The sequence below is a fragment of the Pseudomonas sp. FBCC-B35 genome (assembly GCF_059133755.1).
In genome coordinates this window covers 4472051-4492288 of the sequence record NZ_CP101439.1, presented here as the reverse complement: position 1 = coordinate 4492288, position 20238 = coordinate 4472051, and the positions used below count along the sequence as shown (strand labels likewise).

The window sequence follows — 20238 nt, the reverse complement described above, 5'->3', positions numbered from 1 at the left end:
TTCGGGTTTGGTCGCTACAAGGGCTACAGCGGTTTTCACAGGCAAGTACCTCAGAGGCAGTGAAAAAATCATATAGCTGGCTAATAATTAGGTCCAATATATTGTTCGACCTAATTAAGACGTTTCACGACCTATGAGGGGTGGGTGATGGAGCTGCGCCATTTACGCTATTTCGTCGCGGTTGCCGAAGAATTGCACTTCGGCCGGGCGGCTCAGCACCTGGGCATTTCGCAGCCGCCGCTTAGCCAGCAGATTCTGGCGCTCGAGCAAGAACTCGGGGCGCGGCTGTTCGAGCGGACCAACCGCCGTGTCGAGCTCAGCGAGGCCGGGCGACTGTTTCTGGAAGAGGCTCGCCAGGTGTTGGCGCAGGTCGAAAAGGCCGCTGATGTCGCCCGGCGCGCACAGTTGGGCGAACTGGGTGAGATGAAGATCGGCTTCACCTCCTCGGCACCGTTCACATCGAAAATTCCCAAGGCGATTCATGCATTCCGGCAGCGCTTTCCTGCCGTGCACCTGAACCTCATGGAAATGAGCAGCCGCGAAGTGGCGCAGGGCGTATTCGACGAGTCCATCGAAGTGGGGCTAATGCGGCCCATGCCGCTGGCAGACGGCCTGGTGGCGACCGAGCTGTTTCGTGAGCCCTTGGTGGCAGTGATCAACGCCTCTCATGCGCTGGCCAACGGCGCCGAACAGGGTGTGCACCTGGCAGCGTTGGCCCACGAGCCCTTCGTGTTCTTTCCGCGTAGCTACGGCAGTGGTTTGTACGCGCAGTTACTGGAGCTGGCGCGCCAGGCGGGTTTCAGTCCCCACTTTGCGCAGGAGGCAGGGGAGGCCATGACCATCATCGGCCTGGTGTCGGCGGGGCTTGGGGTGTCTGTGCTGCCGGCGTCCTATCAGCGCATGCGCATTGAGGGCGTGGTGTACCGCACCTTGCTGGACGAGCAGGCCACGTCGGCGGTCTGGCTGGTACAGCGCCAGTCCCGCAGGTCAGCGATGGCTCAGGCGTTTGCCGAGCTGCTCACCGGGCAGGTTCAGGGGTGAAACCTGACCGGTGAGCAGAGCGGATCATCAGTTGACGCGGGCCAGGTCACCCTTGAGTGCAACACCGGCAATCACTGCACCGGCGTGGCATTCGTAAGTGGAAGCGTCCTTGCGTTCGTTGCGCTTGTAGTAGCTGGCGATGTTCGTCACCGCATTGGCGTTGGCCTTGCGGGCAGCGTCCTGCAAGGTCAGCAACGCGGACTGCAGGGCCCACTCGCAGGCAGCCTCGTCACTCTTGTTGAAGGCGTTGGTTTTCTTGTTGGTGACCGAGTTAGGGCTGATCACGGTGACCTTGCCGCGCGGCTTTACGCCGGCCAGGTAGAATTTGACCGAGCCATCGAGCTTCTTCTCGGCAAGCATCTGCTGCACCACCTTTTCGAACGGCAGGTACAACGCCGTGTCGCGGGCCTGGCTCAGGCCGGGCAGGGCAGCCAGCAGCAGGGCGGTAGCGGCGGTCAGGGTTTTCAAGCGCATCGGGTTCTTCCTTGGTCAGTGGTTGGATGAGGCGTTGCTGCGTTGCAGAAGCTGATCGGCGGACAGTGCGTTGAGCTGGCGCACGATGCTGCGGTCCAGGTTGTAGACCCAGCGGTTGTAGTTACGGTGGATCTTGCCGCCGTCATACCCCAGTTCGCGGCTGTCGCGATAATCGATGCGGAACTGGCTGGCGCTGTAGTGGATGTCCACGGCGGCGTAGAAGGTATTGCGCACGGTGATGTCAGCCTGAATGACCGAAGCGCCGACCGACCGGGCCGTCCAGCCACGCTCGACGATGGCATTGAGGATCGCCTGCTGGACCTGCTGCTGGGTGTAAGGGGTGGCAGCAGCCAATTGTTCCGAGGGGTTGAGCACCGGTTTGGAGGTACAGCCGGCAATGCCGGCCAGTACCAGCCCTAGTGCAGCGGCGCGTAGCAGTGAGGACATTCCTTGCGCTCCTATCGAGGGTCAGGGCCAGCGGCGGAAGATCAGCGATGTGTTGACCCCGCCAAAGGCAAAATTGTTGTTCATCACAAACCCATGGTTCATATGGTGAAACTCACCCCGCAGGTAATCCAGTTCGCCGCAGCGAGGGTCTACCGCGTCCAGGTTCAGCGTGTGCACATAGCGGTCGCTGTTCATCATCTCGATGCTGAACCAGGACTCCAGTGCACCGCACGCCCCCAGCGTATGGCCCAGGAAGCTCTTCTGCGAACTGATGGGCATGCGTGGGCCGAACAGGCCGCTGGTGGCCAGGGTTTCGGCGATGTCGCCTTGCTCGGTGGCGGTGCCATGGCCGTTCACATAGCCAATCGCCTCCGGGGCCAGGCCTGCGTCTTCGAGCGCCAGCTCCATGGCCCTGCGCATGGTCGACTGTTCAGGCCGGGTCGTGTGCTGACCGTCGGCATTGCTGCCGAAACCGATGATCTCGGCATGAATCTTCGCGCCCCGCGCCTGTGCATGCTCAAGCGCTTCGAGCACCAGCATGCCGGCACCTTCGCCGATCACCAGGCCATCCCTGCCGCAGTCGTAGGGGCGCGGGCTGAGGTGCGGTGTGTCGTTCTTGAGGCTGGTGGCATAGAGCGCATCGAAGACCATGGCCTCGGTCGGGCACAGCTCTTCGGCACCGCCGGCCAGCATCATCGGCAAGCGGCCGTACTTGATGGCTTCGTAGGCATAACCGATGCCTTGGCTGCCGCTGGTGCAGGCACTGGACGTGGGGATCAGGCGCCCGGTCAGGCCGAAGAAAATGCTGATGTTGGCGGCGGTCGTGTGCGGCATCATGCGCACATAGGAGTTGGCATTGAGCCCGTCGGCCACCGAGTTGAGCAGCATGTTGCCGAACGCCTTGATCTCGTCGGTGCTGCCGGTGGACGAGCCGCAGGCCACGCCCATGCGGCCATCGCGAATGCTCGGGTCGCCGAGCAGGCCTGCATCGGCAAGGGCCTGTTCGGCGGCGCCAACGGCCAGGCGGGACACCCGGCCCATGCTGCGAAGCTGCTTGCGCGTCCAGTGCGCCGGGACCTTGAAATCATCGATGGGCCCTGCCAGGCGCGTGTTCATTTCCTCGAAGCGGTCCCACTCGTCCATGCGGCGGATACCACTGCGTTGGCTGGCGAAATGACCGGCAATGGTTGCCCAGTCGTTGCCCAGCGAGGTGATGCCGGCCATGCCGGTGACGACCACGCGACGCATCAGCACAGCCCCCCGTTGACCGCCAGCACCTGGCGGGTAATGTAGCTGGCCTCCGGCGACATGAGGAAGTTGACGGCGCCCGCTACCTCTTCAGCGGTGCCCATGCGCCCGGCAGGGATCATCTTCATCAGTTCGTCTACCGGCACATGTTCGTCGAGCATGGCGGTGTCGATCAGCCCGGGCGCTACGCAGTTGACGGTGATGCGCCGCTTGCCCAATTCGATTGCCAGGGCCTTGGCCGCCCCGATCAGACCCGCCTTCGAAGCGCTGTAGTTGACCTGCCCGCGGTTGCCGATGAGCCCCGAAACCGAGGTGATGCAGACGATGCGACCCGGCGCACGGCGGCGGATCATGGGCATCGTCAGCGGCTGCAGCACATTGTAGAAACCGTCCAGGTTGGTCCGCAGCACCTGGTCCCAATCCTCGTCGGTCAGCGCCGGGAAAGCACCGTCGCGGGTCAGGCCGGCATTGCACACCACGCCGTAATAGGCGCCGTGGGCCTCCACGTCGGCTTCGAGCGCTGTGCGGCAGGCGGCACGTTCGCCGATGTCGAACTGCAATACCCGCGCCTGCTGCCCCAACGCGCGCACTTGATCGGCCACCGCGTCGGCGTCGGCCCGGCCGCTGCGGCAATGCAGCACCAGGTCGTAGCCCGAGCGGGCCAAGCGCAGGGCGATGGCGCGGCCGATTCCACGGCTCGAACCGGTCACCAGAATGGTATCAGTCATGACAGGGGCTCCTCAGGGCCCGCTTCGGCCAGGTAGCTGGCCGCTTGCGGCGGGCGGTACACATTCAGGCGGGCGGTGGCGTGGATGCCGGGGCCGCGCAGGTGACATTCGAAAACGCCCATGCCGTTCTCGTCTTCGAGCGAACGCTGGGCGTGCACATGCAATTGGGCGCCGGCCGGAAAAGACTCGACATCGCACGAGTACTTGCGGGCACCGAGCAGGAAACCCAGCTCGACGGCTTGCCCATTGCGCCGTGCCCGACAGCCGGCATAGGCGGCCACGCTCTGGGCCATCAATTCGATGCCGAACCAGGCCGGCAGGCTGCCATCGGCGCGATTGAACAGTGCGCCGGGCCGTACGGTGGTGCGGGTGCTGATCTGCTCCTCGTCACAATGCTCGATGTGATCGATCAGGATCATGTCGCCAGCATGGGGCAGCAGCTCGGCCAGGGGCCAGGTGATCATGCGGTGTCTCCAAGAATCAGGCTGACGTTGTTGCCGCCGAAGGCGAACGAGTTGCTCATCAGTCGGCGTGGGCCATGGGTTGCCAGGCGCTGGCTGCCGTCGACCAGGGTCAGCTCAGGCAGGGCAGGGTCGGGCTGACCGTCCCACACGTGCGGCGGCAGCAAACCCAACGGGTTGTGCCTGCTCAGGCTCAGCCAGCAGAACGCTGCCTCGAGCGCACCGGCAGCGCCCAGGGTGTGGCCCGTCATCGGCTTGCTGGATGAGCAGGGCAGGCCGGCGCCGAACAGGGTATCGACGGCCAGGCTTTCCATGGCGTCGTTATGGGGCGTGGCGGTGCCGTGCAGGTTCAGGTAATGGATGTGCGCGGGCTCAAGCCCCGCATTGTCCAGCGCTTTGCCCATGCACTGCAAGGCACCGGCGCCAGTTGGGTCGGGCGCGGAGATGTGGTGCGCGTCGGAACTGGCGCCCGCGCCGAGCAAGGCGATGCGCTCGCCTTGCGCTTCGGGTGTGCGGGTCATCAAGAACAAGGCGGCGGCCTCGCCGATATTGATGCCGTCGCGGTTGGCCGAGAGCGGATTGCAGCGGTGCTCGCTGATCGCTTCCAGAGCGCTGAACCCATTGAGCGTGAGGTGACAGAGGCTATCCACGCCGCCGCACAGCATTGCATCGCACACGCCCAGGTCCAGCAGGCGCCGAGCGCTCAGCAGTGCTCGGCCGCTGGAGGTACACGCGGTTGAAATCACATAGGCCGGGCCGCCGAGTTGCAGCCAGTCGGCGAGAAAGTCGGCCGGCGCGCTCAACACTTGCTGGTCATAGTGATAATCGGCCGGGAAGTGGCCGCCCGCCAGGAAGTGGCCAATGGCGGCACTGCCTTCGGCGATGCCCGAAGTGCTGGTGCCCAGGACCACCCCAACACGGTGGGCGCCGTATTGTGCGATCGCCTGGCGCAGGGCGGGCTCGATCTGCAACGCGGCGGCGTACAGCAGCTGGTTGTTGCGACTGTGCTGCTCCGGCAAGGGGACGGCTGGCAGTGGCTGCATCACGGCTCCCACCGGAGGCTGGCGCTCGGGGATCCAGCCTGCGGCCGGCCGCATTCCTGAGCAGTCGCCGGCGAACAGGCGTGCGGCGACCTCGGCCTGGCCATGGCCAAGGGCGCAGATCAGGCCCAGGGCATTGAGGTAGGCGGTCATGGTGTGTGCTCACGGGGCAGGGGGTCGACTACATAGCGCAGGCCTTGGTCCAAGTGCAAGTCGAAGGCGTGGGCCGTGCGGTAGGTCACTCGCCAGCGCTTGCCCAGCCAACGCTGCCCCTGCTCCTGCCGGGCCTGGGGATACGACCGGGCCAACTGGTCCTGTGGCGTGAGGGCGAACAGCACGGCGGCGAACAACTCGCGGGCCGCCGGGTCGGGTGGCAGCAAGCCGTCGGCCTGCCACTGCTGGCCGTCCAGCACTTGTCGCGCCTGGGGAATACCCAGCAGGTCGAGCAGCGACCAGCGCAGGCGGCCACCCTCGTCCTGGATCACCAGCAGCCAGTCCTGGCGCTGACCGGCCTGGGTACGCTCCACATGCAGTTGCTGCGGCAGGGCAAGCGCCGGGGGGGATGCGGGCAGCGGGGCCCTGGCGGCGCAGGCACCGAGCATCAGGCAAAGGACTAGCGCCATCCAGGTTTTCATGCGTGCTCCAAGGGCTTGCGAGCCACGACATTGACCAGCGTTTCATCGCGTTCGCCAACGGGAGGTGGCTTGCGCAGGCCCAGACGCTCCAGCAGGCCGAAGTCCTTGGCCCTGCTCCACCACAGGTAGGGATAGGACACGTTGTCGGACCCGAACGCGAACCCCTGCATGCGCAGCATGTGCAGATAACCTTCGGCACTTTTCTGCACGTGCATGGGGTGACGGAAGAACCAGCGAATCACCCAGGTATCGATATAGGCTTGGGTGGATTCTGCGAACAGCAGGTAGCCGCCCGGTCTGAGTACGCGGTAGAACTCGGCCAGGGCCTTTTCCTGTTCGACCAGGTGATGAAAGGTCTGATGGCAGAACAGCACATCGATGCTGGCATCGGGGTAGGGCAGGCTGGCGCAGTCACCGCCAGACAATTCCACCTCGATGCCCAGCCGCTTGGCCTCGGCTGCGCTGAGGTCGAGGCTGTGCGGATCGGCGTCGGTGCCCAGCAGCCTGGAGGGGGCGAATACCCGTTGCAGGTGTTTGAACGACTTGCCCTGCCCGCAGCCGGCATCGAGCAGAACCGGCGCCTGGGGAAGGGCGCCTGCGAAGAGTCGGGCGAGGTCATCGATCGCCACCCGCAGCACGTGATGCTGCCAGGTGTGGCTGCTCAGGAAGCGAAACCCGATGCGGGTTTCTTCCACGTAAGTCTCGCTCAGGAACGGGCGCTGGGTCATGGGGTGTCCCTTGCGCACAGTTCAGCCAGGGTACGCAGCCGGCGCCGAGGCTCGGCGACGAACGGGTTACGTGTATCCCAGGCATACCCGGCCAGTATGGAGCTGATCATGGCGCGAATCTCCGGTGAGCTGCCGGGGTGATAGATCACATCCTGGAAGCTGCCGTCGTACCAGCCCTCCACGTAGACACGGAAGGTGTCGACGCCACGCTGCAGCGGCTCGGCAAATGCGCTCTGCCAGTCCACTGCCTCCCCTTGCAGTTGGCGATGCAGCAGGCCTGCAGCCATGCTGGCAGAGCGCATGGCGATGGTGACCCCGGAGGAGAACACCGGGTCGAGGAACTCTGCGGCATTGCCCAGCAGCGCATAACCCGGCCCATGCAGGGCTTTCACGTTGGCCGAGTAGCCGCCGATGGTGCGAGCCGGGGTGTCCCAGACTGCATTGGCCAGCACCTTGGCCAGGGCGGGCGCTTGCGCCACGAAGTGCTTCAGGCACGCATCGAGGTCGTCAGGGGCAGTGGCAAAGCGCTCAGCGGCAGCCACTACCCCCAACGAGGTGCGGCCATCACTGAAGGGGATGGTCCAGAACCAGATGTCACGGTGCTCGGGGTGGGTGGTGATGAGGATCTTGTCGCGGTCGAAGCCGGGGTGGTCGATGCGGTCTTCGATGTGCGTGAAGACCGCCTTGCGCACTGGGAAGGCGGACGGGGCTTCAAGGTCCAGCAGACGCGGCAGCACGCGGCCATAGCCACTGGCATCCAGGACGAACTGTGCCTGGAGCACGTACTCGCTGGCATCAGGCCGGCGCACACGCACCTGTGGCTGTAGCCCGCCCATGTCGGCGCTGACCACCTCATGCTCGTAGCGGATCTCCACGCCCTGCGCTTGGGCCTGGTCGGCCAGTATCTGGTCGAAGCGAGCACGCTGCACCTGGAAGGTGCTGGTCTTGCCTGGCGTGAAGGTCTGCCCGAAGTCGAAGGCGGTGTATTCGTCGCCCCATGCGAAGGCAGCACCATTCTTGTATTGGAAACCTGCCGCCTGCACGGCATCCAGCATGCCCGCCTCTTCGACGAAGTCCAGGCAGTGCGCCAGCAGGCTTTCGCCGATGGAAAAGCGCGGGAAGCGCTGACGCTCGATCACCAGCACGTCGTGCCCGCTGCGCTTGAGCAAGGCCGCCGCGATGGCACCGGAAGGCCCGGCGCCGATGACCAGGACCTGGCGTTGTTGGGTTTCAAGGGTTGGCATGCGGGCTCCTTGCCATGGGTTCTGTGTTGAGCGGAAGGCGATGAAGGCCGGCCAGCGCCGGCATCAGAGTGGCGACCAGGCTCATCAGCATGAGCGCGAAGTACACCGCTGGGGTAATCAACTGCTGGGACAGCAGCAGGTTGAGAAAAACGATTTCACTGAGGCCGCGAATGTTCAGCAGCAGGCTTTCGCGCCATTTGCCGGCAGCGCCGGGCGACGCAGCAGCCCAGCACAGGCCCAGCCAGTTGCCCAGCAACTTGCTGGCGATCGGAAGCACCAGCAAGGCGACCAGCTGCCACGCGTCCAACTGCCCCAGGGCCTGGTGGGCATCGATCTGCACCACGCCGTAGGTCAGGATCATGGGGACCGCCAGGCCCTGTTGCACGCGGCGGTTGTACCCCTCTGGCAGTGGCAATGCCGCCGCGACCTTGAGCCAGGCCAGGCACGCCAGATAGCCAACCCCCAGGATCAGTGCGTTGAGCTTGTAGTGTTCGGCAATGAACAGCAGCACCAGGAACAACGCGCCATACAGCGAAGGCGCGCGCAGACCCAGCGCGTGCAACGGCCATGGCAGCAGCGCCGCCAACAGCGGCACGGCCAGTGTGCCGGGATCGAGGCTGCCTTGGCCCACACCTAGCAATAGCCAGCACGCCAGGTCGATCAAGATGGCAGCCTGCAACAACCGCCGGCTGGCCGCCGGGGGATAGTCGATTGCCTGGAGATAGAGGTAGAGCACCGGTATGGCGGTGATTGCGAACAGCAGGCCCAGTGCCAGTGCACCGACCCCGCTCAGGCCTATCACCCAGATCGCGCAGGCGATACCGCAGAGGAACGGCAGCAGGAAGCTGGGCACGGCAAGTTTCACCGCCTGTCGGTCCGGGCGCAGCGCCAGCACGTCGATCAGGATATGACCGAGCAACAAGGCGAAACTGCCGCCGTAGAGGGCTTTTACCCATGCTGGTGCAATTAACGCAGTGCCCTCCAATTGCCAGTGCGGCGTTACCCACAGACCCATCAAGGCAGGGAGTACCAGTGTTGCCAGCAACAGATGGCTGACGATCGGGATCAGCCCGAGGCGCTTGCCCAGCCTGCTGGCCAGGGTGAAGAGCGCCAGCGCCAGCGCCCAGAAGACGGCGATCATCATGAGCGGTCGTGCGCTCCCTCGCGAGGCGCTGCCCAAGGCGCCAGCAGGAAGCTGAACACCAGCCCCAGGCTTACCGCCATGCCGAAGTTGCTGACTGCCGGCGTACTGGACAGGGCCAGCAGGCCGAACGACAGCCATGTGGTCAACGCAGCCAGCAAGGTTCCGAGCAGGCTCACCGCGGCGCCGCCGATGCGCTCATGCATGAGGATGGCGTAGTCGACGCTGATGGCCGTCACCAGCAGCAATCCGAACAGGCTGAACAGTGTCAACGGCTCGCCCAGCCAGCCGAGGCTCGCCAGGCTGCACAGAGCAGCCAACAGCGGCAGGGCAACGATGCGCAAAGAACCCCGCAACCCGAAAGGCACTGCCAGCAGCATCAGAATCAACGCACACGAAAGCAGTTTGAGTTCCGCTGCGCTGACCTGGGTGGCGGCGAACAACTGGTTCAGCTCGCCAAGACGATCAACCAGCTGTACACCGGGCAGGCCCTGCGCCTGCAACTGCAACAGGGCGGCGTCAGACAAACCTTGCAGGCTGACGATGCCAGCCACGCCGTCACCTGTGCTGCCCAGCCACAAGGGCCGCCATGCCTCGCCCAACGGGCCTGCCAGCACGTCGTCGATACGCTGCAGTGGCAGTGCGCGCAGTTGCGCGACTTCAGCGGCCAAGGCCGCCTGGGGAACGCCGAGCGCCACCAGCGGCTGCCAATGCGCCGTTAGCGTGGCCAGGGCCTCGCGCACCTGTGCTTGCTCGGCAGGGGTTGCGACCAGCTGTCCGAGGCTCAGGTAGCCCTTGAGTTTGCCCAGCGCGACCAACTCATCGAGCTTGGCCCCAAGCTGTTGGGTGCGTTCGAGCAATTGCTGCTGGTCGGCAGCCCGCACCAGGTAGAACTGGCTGGTGGGCTGGTAACCGGTGATGCGTGCCACTGCCTGGGCTTGCTGCAACAGTTGCGGCGGCGTGCCCACCCATTGGCGGATGTCGTTGTGGGTCTGCAGGTGCCAGAGGCCGCTGGCGCAGAACAACAGCAGCAGGGCCAACAGCGCTGCGCTCGGCACTTTGCGCAGCAATGCCTCACGCCAGCGGGTGAGCGCCTGCGCGATACGCATTGGCCAATCGGCAGGTTGCAGCTGCGCCTTGCTCAGCAGGGCCGGGACCAGGCACACCGCACTGAGGTAGGCGCCCAACAGGCCAGCGGCGGAGAAAACGGCAATCTGGGTCAGCGCCGGGAACGGGGTGAAGGCCAATGCTAGGTAGCCGATGCAACTGGTGGCCAGGCTCAGGCTCATGCCTGGCAGGGTCAGGCGCACGGCCGTCCAGCTTTGCCAGGGCTTGAGGCTCCAGCTCTTGGTCAGGTAGTGCAGTGGGTAGTCGATCGCGACGCCGATCAGGCTGGAGCCCAGCACCAGGGTCATGACGTGCATCTGGCCGAACACCGCCACGCACACCACTGAACCGAACAGCATGCCGACCAGCACGGGTAGGAACGCCAGCAGCGCACGCACGCTGCGCAGGGCCAGCAATAGCAACAGCAAGATGCCCAGCGTTGCCCCGCCGCCTACCCAGGTGATCTCCCGGCTGGCTTGCTGCTGGCCGGCGGCCGCGTGCAGCAGGCCGCTGGCGGCCAGCAACTGCGCATCGACAGCGCTTGCCTGCACACGCGCCTGGGCCAGCAAGTCCGCGACCTGCAGGGGCAGGTGCATGTCGAAGGCATTGCCCAGGGTGCGCGCGCGCACCAGCACCCAGTAATCCCCTTCGGCCTGGGCAATCAAGGCACCGCTGGCGGTGTCCAGTTCCACGTTCGCGGGCTTGGGCTGGGCATTCTGGATACGCCCGGTCAGGCCTAGCCAGTCATCCTGGCCTGGCACGAGGCTGAACCCTGCGAAGGGATCGACCAGGCTCTGGACGCGCTGCGCCACGAAGGCGTCCGGCTCCTGCTGCAATTGTTGCCGGTCAGATGACGGCAGCATGGCCAGGCGACCTTTGAGCAACTGATCACGCACTGCCTGCAGGTCGGTGTCCAGGCTCCACTGCACCTTTTCGAACAGGCCAGTGGCCTGCCACTGTTCCGCCAACCGTTGTGCCAGCGCCACTGCCTGTTGACGCTGAGCGTGGCCGACCAGAAGCAGCAACTCGCGGTTCAGCGGTTCCTGCATCCGCTGCTCGGCCTGTTGCACCAGCGGATCCTGGGTCGCTCCGGGTACCAGCGCCATCAAGTCGGCGGACAAGGGCGCGCCGCGGTGCCACTGCCAGCCGGCCACGGCCAGCATGATCAGCAGCAGGCAGACGAACAGGCGCGGCAACTGGCGTTCAGTCGGCAAAGTCACTGCGCTCCATGTCGCTCAGCTCGGCAGCGCCGGTGCTTTCAGGCAGGCGCAACACGGTGCTGTCGCCTTGGGTCTCGCTCAGCTCGATGCGCTGCACAAAACGCCCGCCGCTGATATCGATGCGGCTGAAGATTTGCTTGAGCAGCAACGAGCGTGGGGTCAGACGCAGTTGCCACTGGGTTGAATCGCCGCTCAAGGCCAGTTCGAAATCACGCTGCAGCCCAGTGCTGTCACCTTGCAGCACGGCAAAGAACAGCTGGTTTTGCTGCGCACCGGCGCTGCGGCTCGGCAGCACTTGCCAGCCGCTCGGGTCGCGCCGGGCAATGCCATGGGCATCGATCCGGTAGTCCTGACGCAGTGGCGTATGCAGCATCCAGAGCAGGCCATGATCACGGGCAAGCACGAACTCACCTTCGCTCAGCAAGGGCTGGGGCAGGGCACGCAGGTGTTTTTCCTGAATGAAGGGGCCCTTGACCACCGCAGGTGCGCTGAGCTGGTGTTGCAGGGCGTCCAGGTCAAAGGCTGCGCTCAAGGGGCTGACGATCAGCACCGCCAACGTTGCCAGCACGCAGGCCAGCCGTCTTAGCGCAGCACTCATGACAACACCTGCTGCACGGCGTCGAGCATGACCTGCGGCGAGACCAGCTGCATTTCGCCGCTGTCGATGTGCACGGCCACCTGAACCGTACTGGCACGGGTCATGCGCTCACCGGTCACGGCGTCGCTGATCAGGTAATGCAGCTTCAGGCGGTTTTCCCATTCCACCAGGCTGGCCCGCACCACCAGGCGCTGACCGAACGTGGCGCCGCGCATGTAGCGCAGCTGCAGGTCGATCACCGGCCATGCATAGCCGCTGGCCTGCATCTGCACATAGTTGTGCGCCAGGCGGTCGAGCAGGGCGCACCGCGCCACTTCCAGGTACTTCACATAATGGCCATGCCAGACCACATGCATGCTGTCGACATCGAAAAACGGCACGATGACTTCGGTGTCGACGTGGAAAACGCCAGGATTACGCATGCAGCCTCCAGTGACGTTGGCCGATGCGCACCAGGCAGTGGCGCAGCTCGCCTTCCAGCGCCCGGTCTTCGATGACCGGCGCGAACTCCTGCAACAACGCCTCGTGCATCTGCGCCAGCGCAGGGGGCAGCGCGTGTGCCTGGGGCTGCTGGCTGCGCAGCCAGACGCCCTGGTTGGCGGCCAGCAACGCAGCGGCGGCGACTTGCTCGGTCAGCTCCAGGACCCGCAGGGCATCGCGGGCGGCAATGGTGCCCATGCTCACCTTGTCCTGGTTGTGGCATTCGGTGGAGCGCGAAAACACGCTGGCGGGCATGGTCTGCTTGAGCGCTTCGGCAGTCCAGGCGCTGGCCCCGATCTGCACAGCCTTGAAACCGTGGTTGATCATGGCGCGCTCGGCCGGTGCGCCCGACAGGTTGCTCGGCAGGCCGTGGTTGTAACGCACATCCACCGCCAGCGCGAGTTGTCGGTCGAGCAGGTCGGCCACGTTGGCGACGAGGGTTTTCAGGCTGTCCATGGCAAAGGCGATGTGCCCGCCATAGAAATGCCCACCGTGCAGCACGCGCTCGGCATCACCGTCGATGATCGGGTTGTCGTTGGCACTGTTGAGCTCGGTCTCGATGAAACCACGCAACCAGCCCAGGCTGTCGGCCAGTACCCCCAGGACGTGCGGCGCGCAGCGCAGCGAATAGCGGTCCTGCAGGCGGTGCAAGGGCGGCAGGGGTGCGTCGATCGCCAAGTCCTGGCGCAGCCAGGCGGCGACCTGCGCCTGGCCAGGGTGTGGCTTGGCGGCGAACAGGCGTTCGTCGAAATGCTCGGGGTTGCCTTGCAGGGCAACCACGTTCAGTGCGGTGATGCGGGTTGCCAAGTGCAGAAGATAATCGGCGCGGGCAAACGCCAGGCACGCAAGGCCGGTCATCACTGCCGTGCCGTTCATCAGGGCCAGGGCTTCCTTGGGCCTGAGCACCAGGGGCTGCCAGCCCAGTTCGCGGTGCACGTCGGCGCTGAGGCGGCGCTGGCCCTGGAACATCACCTCGCGCTCGCCCGAGAGCGTCGCGGCCACGTAGGACAGCGGGGTGAGGTCACCACTGGCGCCTACCGAACCCTCTTCGGGGATCAGCGGCAGGACATCGTGGGCAATGAAGTCGCGCAGGCGCTCGAGCAGTTCCAGGCGAACACCGGATACCCCGTGGCTGAGCGAACGCAGGCGTGCAGCCAACACTGCGCGTGTGGCCGAGGCGTCCAGCAGCTTGCCGAGGCCGCAACCGTGGAAGGTGTAGAGGTGGCGTGGCAGCGCCTCGACGTGTTCCAGCGGCACGGCCACGACACAGGAGTCGCCGTAGCCGGTGGTCACGCCGTAGATCACCCCTTCCTTGTCGAGCAGGGTGTCGAGAAAGCGCGCCCCGCGGGCAATGCGCTCGCGGTAGGCGGCATCGCCCTGCAGGTGTGCCGTGGCACGGCCTTCGGCCAGCGCCACGACGTCTTCGATAGCCAGCGGCGATTCGCCGAACGTGACAGGTTCATGCGCTTGCATCGTCATCGGTCTTCCAGAAAGGGTAGAAATTGAACCACTGCAGGGGCGCGCGCGTGCAGTAGTGCCCCAGGCGATCGGCGTAGCGGGCGGCCCACTGGGCGATGACTTCATCGCGCTGGCCGCGTCGCCATTGCAGGCGTTCGGCAAAGGGCTCGAGGGTGACGTGGTAGCGGCCGTCGTGCTTGAGGCAGAACAGCAGGTTGAGCGGGCATTCGAGCATGCCCGCCAGCAACCAGGGGCCCTGCGGGAAGGCGGCGCGGTGGCCCAGGAAGTCCACCTCGACGGTACGCCCGCCATGCAGCGGCACGCGATCACCCGCGATGGCCAGCCATTCACCGCGCTCCAGGCGCTCGGACAGTTGCAGCATCACCGCAGGGTCCAGCTCGCTGACCTGGATGAGCCGCAGGTTGGTGGCGCCCGCCTCGCCCAGCAAGCGGTTGAAGCGCTCGGCATGGCGGGTGTGCACCAGCACGTTCATGGTCACCTGCTCGCCGATTTCGGCCAGGGCCCGGCAGACTTCCAGGTTGCCCAGGTGGGCGCCCACCAGCATCTGCCCGCGTGCGCCGCGCAGTTGCTGACGCAGGCCGGCAGGGTCGTGGATTTCGATATCCTCGATGCGCAGCTTGCCGTTCCACACGTCAAGCTTGTCCAGCAGGGCCTCGGCAAAGGCCATGAACTGACGAAAGACCTGCCATGAGCCAGGGGCAGGCGTCTGCCCGGCGTTCCACTGGCGCAAGCGTTGCTGGTACTGCCACGCGCTGCGGCGGGCACGGCGGCCGAACAGGAAGAAGTAGGCGACGATCAAGTGGATCAATGGGCTGAGCACGCGGCGGCCTAGCAACCGTACCAGGGCGGCGGTCAGCTTCATCAGCCAGAAGCTGCCCCGCTCCTGGTGGTCGGCCCAGTGCTGCGACGGTTCGCTCATGACCGCCACCGACGCCAGAGGATCGCCGGTGCGCGCACCAGCATGCCGAAGAACAGCTTGGCGTGCATCTTGGAAATCAGTGCGTTGTCGTGGACCAGGCGAAAATGCGACAGGCCATCCTGTGGATAATGTACCCGCGTCGGCAGCCAGCGCATTGGTTGGTTGCGCCAGGCCAGGCGCACGAGAATTTCCGGGTCGAAGTCCATGCGCTTGCCAAGTCGCACGGTGTCGATCAGGGCCAGCGTGGCTGGCAGCGGATAGACCCGAAACCCGCACATGGAGTCGGGAATCTGCAGCGACAGGCTGTTGATCCACACCCAGACGTGGGTTAGGTAGCGCGCGTACAGCCGCCCTTTGGGCACACTGGCGTCGTACTGTGGATAACCGCACACCAGTGCCTGGGGGGCATGACGGGAGTGTTCCAGAAACGTCTGCACATCGCCCAGGTCGTGCTGGCCGTCGGCATCGACCTGCAACGCATGACTGAAGCCCAGTCTCGCTGCCTCACGCAGGCCGGCCATGACTGCACCGCCCTTGCCCTGGTTGACAGGCAGGGTGACCAGAAACACGTTCGTCTGTTGGGCCAGCCGGGCGAGCACCTGCGCGCAGCCTGCGTCGCTGGCATCGTCGACCAGCACGCAGGGCAGGCCCGCGCGCAGCAAGTCGTCCACGACCGCCGGAACGGCCTGTTCATGGTTGTAAACCGGGATCACCGCGCAGGGCTTATGCACAGGCGTTCTCCAACAGAACCCGGCCGCTCGAGCACGGTTGACCGGCACAGGCGAAGGCGAAGTAAAGCTTACCGCGGGCCTTGTCCAGGCGAAGGCTCAGCGCCAGCTCATCGCCGGGCCGCACCAACTGCTGGAACTTGAGCACCTCCATGCCTGCAAAGCGCAGCGGCGACTCGGTCAGCTCAGCGGCCAGCGCGACGGCCCAGTCGATCTGGACCACACCGGGCAACACGGGCGTGCGGGGAAAATGCCCCGGGAAACAGGCAAGGTCCAGGGGCACGCCGAGCTTGAGCTGGAGTTCGTCACCTTCGCGATGCTGCTCCAGCACATGCGGTGCCATGCTGCGAGGCGCCAGCAGCAATGCCTGCAGCGCAACCTGGGTCAGCTTGCCCTGGCTGTTGAGCGGCAAGTGCTGCACCAAGCGCCAGCGGCGGGGCAGTGCCAGCGCCTCGCAGTGGCCTGCCAGGTGGCTGCGCAGGGCCTCGACCAAGGCCCGCCGCCCCTGGTTGCGCAGGGCGTGCAAGCCTGCGGGGGTCGGCACCAGCAGGGCGCCGAGGCTGGCCCGGCCGTTTTCGATCATGCCAAGGCGTGCTTCAGACACCCATGGATGCGTGCACAAGGCCTGTTCGAGCATGGGCAGCGAAATGCGCTTTTCTTCGAGTTTGACGATCCGATCCAGTCGCCCCAGCAAGCGAAAGCGCCCATCTGATGAGAATTCGACAGCGTCGGCGCTGTGCTCCACATGCCCCGCAGGGAGGTAGGGCGAGGCGATGCACAGCGCGCCCTGTTCATTCTGGCTGACCTGTACACCGGCAAACGGCTGCCACAAGGGCTGCCCCTGGCGCCAGGCGATCCCGCCGGTCTCCGAGCTGCCGAGGATCTCTGCCGGCCATTGGCCGAGACGCTGGTGCAGGCGCTCGGCCGCATCGGCGGGCAACTCACCGCCCGACGAGAACACCTTGCGCACCGGTTGCAGGGCTGGCCAGTCGAGGTTTTCCCCCATGCGCTTGAGCAGCGCCGGGCTGGCGACCCAGGCAAAGGCCGGGTGGGCGCGGCTGGCCCGTTGCAGGTCTTCGGGGAACGGCAATTGACGGCGCTCGAAACCACGCCCGGCGCACAAGGGCCACAGCACGCGGAACAAAAGCCCGTAGATGTGCTGGGTGGCGACGCTGCCGATGATCCAGGCAGGGCCCAGAGCCTCGCCCCACAAGTGCTCCAGCGCGTTCACCTCACTGGCCAGTTGCGTGAGCTGCTTGTCGATGCGCTTGGGCTCGCCGCTGGACCCGGAGGTGCACAGGCTGATGCGGCACCGGGCCAAGTCCAGAACGGCAGGTGGCAAGGGCGCGTCGAACAGGTCGTCGGGCAGCGTATCCTCAGCCTGATCCGTGAGCCACAGGTCTACGTGGGCATTCCAGCGCTCGCGTGTGGCCGGTTGCAGGTCGGCCGGCAGCAAGACCTCAACCTCGGCCCGCCATGCACCGAGCAGGGCAGCGGCCAGTTGCGCGGCGTCCTCCAGGTGCACCGCCAATCGGCGAACACCCCGCGCACGCAGGCCACCGGCCAGGCGCAGTGCCTGCTGGCTCAGTTCGGCATGGTCCAGGACAGGGGCTTGGGTCACCTGGCGCGGCGCATCCAGCGGCAGCAGCAGGTGTTGGAGGTTGATCCAGTTCATGAGCGTCCTCGCACACGTTGTCTAATCAGCCATTCGAGGGCGAACAGCACGCCCATCGCGGCATAGGCGATCACGCCGTTGTAGAGCGTCCACCAGCCCAACGGCGCCCACAGCGTAAGCGCGGCCGCGATCAGGCCGTTGAGCAAAAAGAACAGGCACCAGGCCTGGGTGACCTGCCGGGTATAACGCACCGCGCGCGGTGGCAGCGCTGGGTCGCTCAAGCGTGCCAGGCGTTCGGCCACCGGCATGCCGTGCAGCAGGCTGCTACCGAACAGCCCCAGCATGAAGGTACTGATGAGCACCGGATACCAACGCAGCAGTGCCTGGCTGTCCGACAGCCCCAGCAGCCCACAGAACAGCAGGGCGGCAATTGCCATCCACAGGCTGCCGGGCCGACGAGGGGCGCTGAGCGCACGTGCCAGCCAAAGGCCGCCGAGCAGCAGGCCAAATTGCCAGGGGGCGTAGTGCGCCATGCCGAAATGCACGGCGAACGGATACACCAGCCCGGCAATCAGCAGGCCGGCGCCGATCAGTCGCTTCATGCCTCCGGGTTCACCAGGCGGAACACGGCCTCGACCACGTCGTTGACGGTACGCACCGACTTGAACTCGTCAGCGGCTATCTTCTTGCCTGTCTGGCGCTTGATGTGATCGATCAGGTCGACGGCGTCGATGCTGTCGATTTCCAGATCCTGGTAAAGGTTGGCGTCCAGGCTGATACGCTCAGGCTCGAGCTCGAACAATTCGACCAAGGCGTCGCGCAGGATGTTGAAGATGTCTTCACGGGTTTGCATGATGCGATCTCAGGCGGCCTGACGGGCAGTGACGAACGCCGCCAGGGCGGCGACACTGCTGAAATGGTTGCGGGTGTCCTTGGCATCGGCGTCGATCTTGATGCCATAACGCTTCTGGATGGCCAGGCCGAGCTCGAGCGCATCAACCGAATCCAGGCCCAGGCCTTCGCCGAACAGGGTCTGTTCGTCGTCGATGTCCTGGATGCTGATGTCCTCCAGGCCCAGGGCGTCGATGATCAGTTGCTTGAGATCACGGTTGAGGTCTTGCTGTGGCGCGCTCATCGGCGGCGAGCTCCTTGATGTAGTAGTTGTGCAGGTAGTCGTTGAGCAGGCGGGAAGCTTTGGGTGCAGGGCCCAGCGCTGCGTAGGCGTCGGGATGCACGTCCGGGCCCACCGAAAGGGTGAAGTGCACACGCCTGCCAGGGATGCGGTACCAGGGTTCGTTCTTGGTCAGCGTGGTTGGGCTGACCTTGATGGTGACTGGGGTGATGACGCTTGCACCGCGCAGGGCAATCGCAGCCGCGCCGCGGTGAAAGGCCGGCGGCTGGCCGGGCGAGGTGCGCGTGCCTTCCGGGAAAATCACCAAGGTCTGGCCCTGCTGCAGCGAGGCGACGGCGGCGTCGAGCATGTCCATGCTGCCATCGTTGCCGATGTATTGCGCCTCACTGACCGGCCCGCGTGTGAACGGGTTGTCGAACAGGCTCTGCTTCACGACGCAGTTGGCCTGGCGTACCAGGCCGATCAGGAACACCACGTCGATCAGGGAGGGGTGATTGGCAATGATCATCTGACCCGGCCGGCCCAGGCGCTCGGCCCCTTCGATTTCGTACGTCAGCACGCCCATGGCGCGCATGAACTGCACGAAGCGCCAGAACAACCAGCTGATGGTGCGCCGGGCCCGCTCGCGGTGGCGCACCCGGCCACCGGGCAGGCAGGCCAGCAGCGGAAACACGAACAGCCGCAGGGTCAGGCAGCCCATGCCAAACAGTATAAAGCTCGTCGCGGTGGCCAACAGGCGCCAGATGAAGGCATCGCCTGACCTGCTCACGGCTGTCGGTGCCAGTTCCATGTACGACGCTTCCCTGTGTGAGTGAAATCGGTGCGGCCGTTGAGCATGGCCTTGAGCCAGGCCAAGCCGTGAGGCAGCCCAGGCACTGCCGGTGATGCGGCGACCTGGCCGGGCGCCAGCTGCCATTGCTGGCCTGGGGTCAGCAACAGGCCGAGCGCATAGGCGAATGGGACGTCGTCTATCCAGGGGCCATAGGCCGGCGGCGGCTGTTCTTCGGTAACGATCAACAGCACGGCTGGGGCACCATCAGCCATGAGCGCTGCGGCTTCCACCACGCCCTGCTCGAAACCATCCCCCGCGGCGGCCAGTGCCGTCATCTCGCAGGTGGAACCGCGCAGGATCGACCACAGGCCGATGACCGCGTTGTGCACCGAGAGGCTGAACTGGGTAGGTGATAGCGGCTGCCCCGCAGCCAGTTCGCCCAGAATCGAAAACGTACGGGGTGTTTCACCGTGGCGTGACACGAAGACCAGCGGCAGCGGCGGCTGGCCCTCTGCCAATGGCCAGGCCACCGCGAACGCCATGCGCGCCATGTGGCTCAGCCGACGGCGTTGCATGGCCGGCAGAAAGGCCACGTCAGGCGCGCAGGCGTCAGCACCCGATGGCGAATTGCCACTGGCCCAGGCGTGCCAGTCGGCAGGCGCCGAAAGGCCCGGAGCCCATGCACGCCATTGGGTGATGTTGAAGGTGATCACGGTGGTTTTCTTCCCGCCCTGAGGGGCTTCCATGCCGAGCGAACGTGTCGGCGCCTGCCTGTCAGGGGTGGTGCGTTCATCGAGTGGCGCGCATTATCCCGGTGCGGCGGTGATGTAGCAATGAATTCGGATCCAAAGAGACAACGCCTTCAAGCGGATGTGGCGTGGTCCGATTGAATAGTTTCCTTTTTCCGACAGTCGGCACAGCGCCATGTCTGGTGCGCAGCTGCTGTAGCAGCGCTGGCCATGGGCACGGCGTCGCCACATACTCGGCAACTCGTCCCTATC

Annotated in this window: 23 protein-coding genes; 1 reads left to right on the top strand and 22 read right to left on the bottom strand. The window is 65.3% G+C overall.

The window, feature by feature from the left end:
• Positions 1 to 147: 147 nt before the first annotated feature.
• The gene (locus NMB38_RS20475) at positions 148 to 1041 is read left to right on the top strand and encodes a LysR family transcriptional regulator (protein WP_027913517.1); all 894 of its coding nucleotides are present in this window, start codon (positions 148 to 150) and stop codon (positions 1039 to 1041) included.
• Between the two features lie 27 nt (positions 1042 to 1068).
• Here the strand turns inward: NMB38_RS20475 and NMB38_RS20470 are convergent, their stop codons facing one another.
• Genes NMB38_RS20470 through NMB38_RS20365 form a run of 22 tightly spaced genes read right to left on the bottom strand, consistent with a single transcriptional unit; the run spans position 1069 to position 19983 of the window.
• Complete coding sequence (locus NMB38_RS20470) at positions 1069 to 1515, bottom strand: hypothetical protein (RefSeq protein WP_027913518.1); 447 nt, start codon at positions 1513 to 1515, stop codon at positions 1069 to 1071.
• Between the two features lie 15 nt (positions 1516 to 1530).
• Positions 1531 to 1962 (bottom strand): hypothetical protein, encoded by a 432-nt coding sequence (locus NMB38_RS20465; RefSeq protein WP_490805780.1) that lies wholly within the window; start codon positions 1960 to 1962, stop codon positions 1531 to 1533.
• Between the two features lie 21 nt (positions 1963 to 1983).
• On the bottom strand, positions 1984 to 3210 hold the full coding sequence (locus tag NMB38_RS20460) for a beta-ketoacyl-ACP synthase (RefSeq protein WP_280077584.1): 1227 nt from the start codon (positions 3208 to 3210) through the stop codon (positions 1984 to 1986).
• Positions 3210 to 3938, bottom strand: coding sequence for a 3-oxoacyl-ACP reductase FabG (gene fabG / locus NMB38_RS20455; protein WP_027913521.1), 729 nt, complete (start codon positions 3936 to 3938; stop codon positions 3210 to 3212). Before fabG ends, NMB38_RS20460 begins: the two co-directional genes overlap by 1 nt.
• The gene (locus NMB38_RS20450) at positions 3935 to 4402 is read right to left on the bottom strand and encodes a hotdog family protein (RefSeq protein WP_027913522.1); all 468 of its coding nucleotides are present in this window, start codon (positions 4400 to 4402) and stop codon (positions 3935 to 3937) included. The genes fabG and NMB38_RS20450 overlap by 4 nt, the downstream gene beginning before the upstream one ends.
• On the bottom strand, positions 4399 to 5592 hold the full coding sequence (locus NMB38_RS20445; RefSeq protein WP_490805779.1) for a beta-ketoacyl-[acyl-carrier-protein] synthase family protein: 1194 nt from the start codon (positions 5590 to 5592) through the stop codon (positions 4399 to 4401). The genes NMB38_RS20450 and NMB38_RS20445 overlap by 4 nt, the downstream gene beginning before the upstream one ends.
• Positions 5589 to 6074 carry a hypothetical protein gene (locus tag NMB38_RS20440; protein WP_088522835.1) on the bottom strand — a complete coding sequence of 162 codons (486 nt, stop codon included), beginning with the start codon at positions 6072 to 6074 and terminating at the stop codon, positions 5589 to 5591. The genes NMB38_RS20445 and NMB38_RS20440 overlap by 4 nt, the downstream gene beginning before the upstream one ends.
• Complete coding sequence (locus tag NMB38_RS20435; protein ID WP_028686677.1) at positions 6071 to 6802, bottom strand: class I SAM-dependent methyltransferase; 732 nt, start codon at positions 6800 to 6802, stop codon at positions 6071 to 6073. Before NMB38_RS20435 ends, NMB38_RS20440 begins: the two co-directional genes overlap by 4 nt.
• Complete coding sequence (locus NMB38_RS20430) at positions 6799 to 8046, bottom strand: NAD(P)/FAD-dependent oxidoreductase (RefSeq protein WP_028686676.1); 1248 nt, start codon at positions 8044 to 8046, stop codon at positions 6799 to 6801. Before NMB38_RS20430 ends, NMB38_RS20435 begins: the two co-directional genes overlap by 4 nt.
• Complete coding sequence (locus NMB38_RS20425; RefSeq protein ID WP_028686675.1) at positions 8033 to 9190, bottom strand: cation:proton antiporter; 1158 nt, start codon at positions 9188 to 9190, stop codon at positions 8033 to 8035. The genes NMB38_RS20430 and NMB38_RS20425 overlap by 14 nt, the downstream gene beginning before the upstream one ends.
• Positions 9187 to 11508, bottom strand: coding sequence for an MMPL family transporter (locus tag NMB38_RS20420; protein WP_490805790.1), 2322 nt, complete (start codon positions 11506 to 11508; stop codon positions 9187 to 9189). Before NMB38_RS20420 ends, NMB38_RS20425 begins: the two co-directional genes overlap by 4 nt.
• Positions 11498 to 12112 (bottom strand): outer membrane lipoprotein carrier protein LolA, encoded by a 615-nt coding sequence (locus tag NMB38_RS20415; protein ID WP_033694883.1) that lies wholly within the window; start codon positions 12110 to 12112, stop codon positions 11498 to 11500. Before NMB38_RS20415 ends, NMB38_RS20420 begins: the two co-directional genes overlap by 11 nt.
• Positions 12109 to 12534 (bottom strand): acyl-CoA thioesterase, encoded by a 426-nt coding sequence (locus tag NMB38_RS20410; protein ID WP_110606392.1) that lies wholly within the window; start codon positions 12532 to 12534, stop codon positions 12109 to 12111. The genes NMB38_RS20415 and NMB38_RS20410 overlap by 4 nt, the downstream gene beginning before the upstream one ends.
• Complete coding sequence (locus NMB38_RS20405; RefSeq protein WP_371259655.1) at positions 12527 to 14071, bottom strand: HAL/PAL/TAL family ammonia-lyase; 1545 nt, start codon at positions 14069 to 14071, stop codon at positions 12527 to 12529. Before NMB38_RS20405 ends, NMB38_RS20410 begins: the two co-directional genes overlap by 8 nt.
• A complete protein-coding gene (locus NMB38_RS20400; RefSeq protein ID WP_049695324.1) occupies positions 14052 to 14990 on the bottom strand; it encodes a lysophospholipid acyltransferase family protein in 939 nt (312 codons plus the stop codon). Before NMB38_RS20400 ends, NMB38_RS20405 begins: the two co-directional genes overlap by 20 nt.
• Complete coding sequence (locus NMB38_RS20395; protein ID WP_059183560.1) at positions 14987 to 15721, bottom strand: glycosyltransferase family 2 protein; 735 nt, start codon at positions 15719 to 15721, stop codon at positions 14987 to 14989. Before NMB38_RS20395 ends, NMB38_RS20400 begins: the two co-directional genes overlap by 4 nt.
• Complete coding sequence (locus NMB38_RS20390; RefSeq protein WP_049695326.1) at positions 15714 to 17393, bottom strand: ApeI family dehydratase; 1680 nt, start codon at positions 17391 to 17393, stop codon at positions 15714 to 15716. The genes NMB38_RS20395 and NMB38_RS20390 overlap by 8 nt, the downstream gene beginning before the upstream one ends.
• Positions 17390 to 17935, bottom strand: coding sequence for a COG4648 family protein (locus NMB38_RS20385; RefSeq protein ID WP_125921863.1), 546 nt, complete (start codon positions 17933 to 17935; stop codon positions 17390 to 17392). Before NMB38_RS20385 ends, NMB38_RS20390 begins: the two co-directional genes overlap by 4 nt.
• On the bottom strand, positions 17932 to 18186 hold the full coding sequence (locus tag NMB38_RS20380; protein WP_027913536.1) for an acyl carrier protein: 255 nt from the start codon (positions 18184 to 18186) through the stop codon (positions 17932 to 17934). The genes NMB38_RS20385 and NMB38_RS20380 overlap by 4 nt, the downstream gene beginning before the upstream one ends.
• 9 nt (positions 18187 to 18195) lie before the next feature.
• A complete protein-coding gene (locus NMB38_RS20375) occupies positions 18196 to 18468 on the bottom strand; it encodes a phosphopantetheine-binding protein (RefSeq protein WP_027913537.1) in 273 nt (90 codons plus the stop codon).
• Entirely contained in the window at positions 18437 to 19255 is an 819-nt protein-coding gene (locus NMB38_RS20370; RefSeq protein WP_027913538.1) for a lysophospholipid acyltransferase family protein, read from the bottom strand. The genes NMB38_RS20375 and NMB38_RS20370 overlap by 32 nt, the downstream gene beginning before the upstream one ends.
• Positions 19231 to 19983 carry a beta-ketoacyl synthase chain length factor gene (locus NMB38_RS20365; protein WP_173645885.1) on the bottom strand — a complete coding sequence of 251 codons (753 nt, stop codon included), beginning with the start codon at positions 19981 to 19983 and terminating at the stop codon, positions 19231 to 19233. The genes NMB38_RS20370 and NMB38_RS20365 overlap by 25 nt, the downstream gene beginning before the upstream one ends.
• Positions 19984 to 20238: the final 255 nt, after the last annotated feature.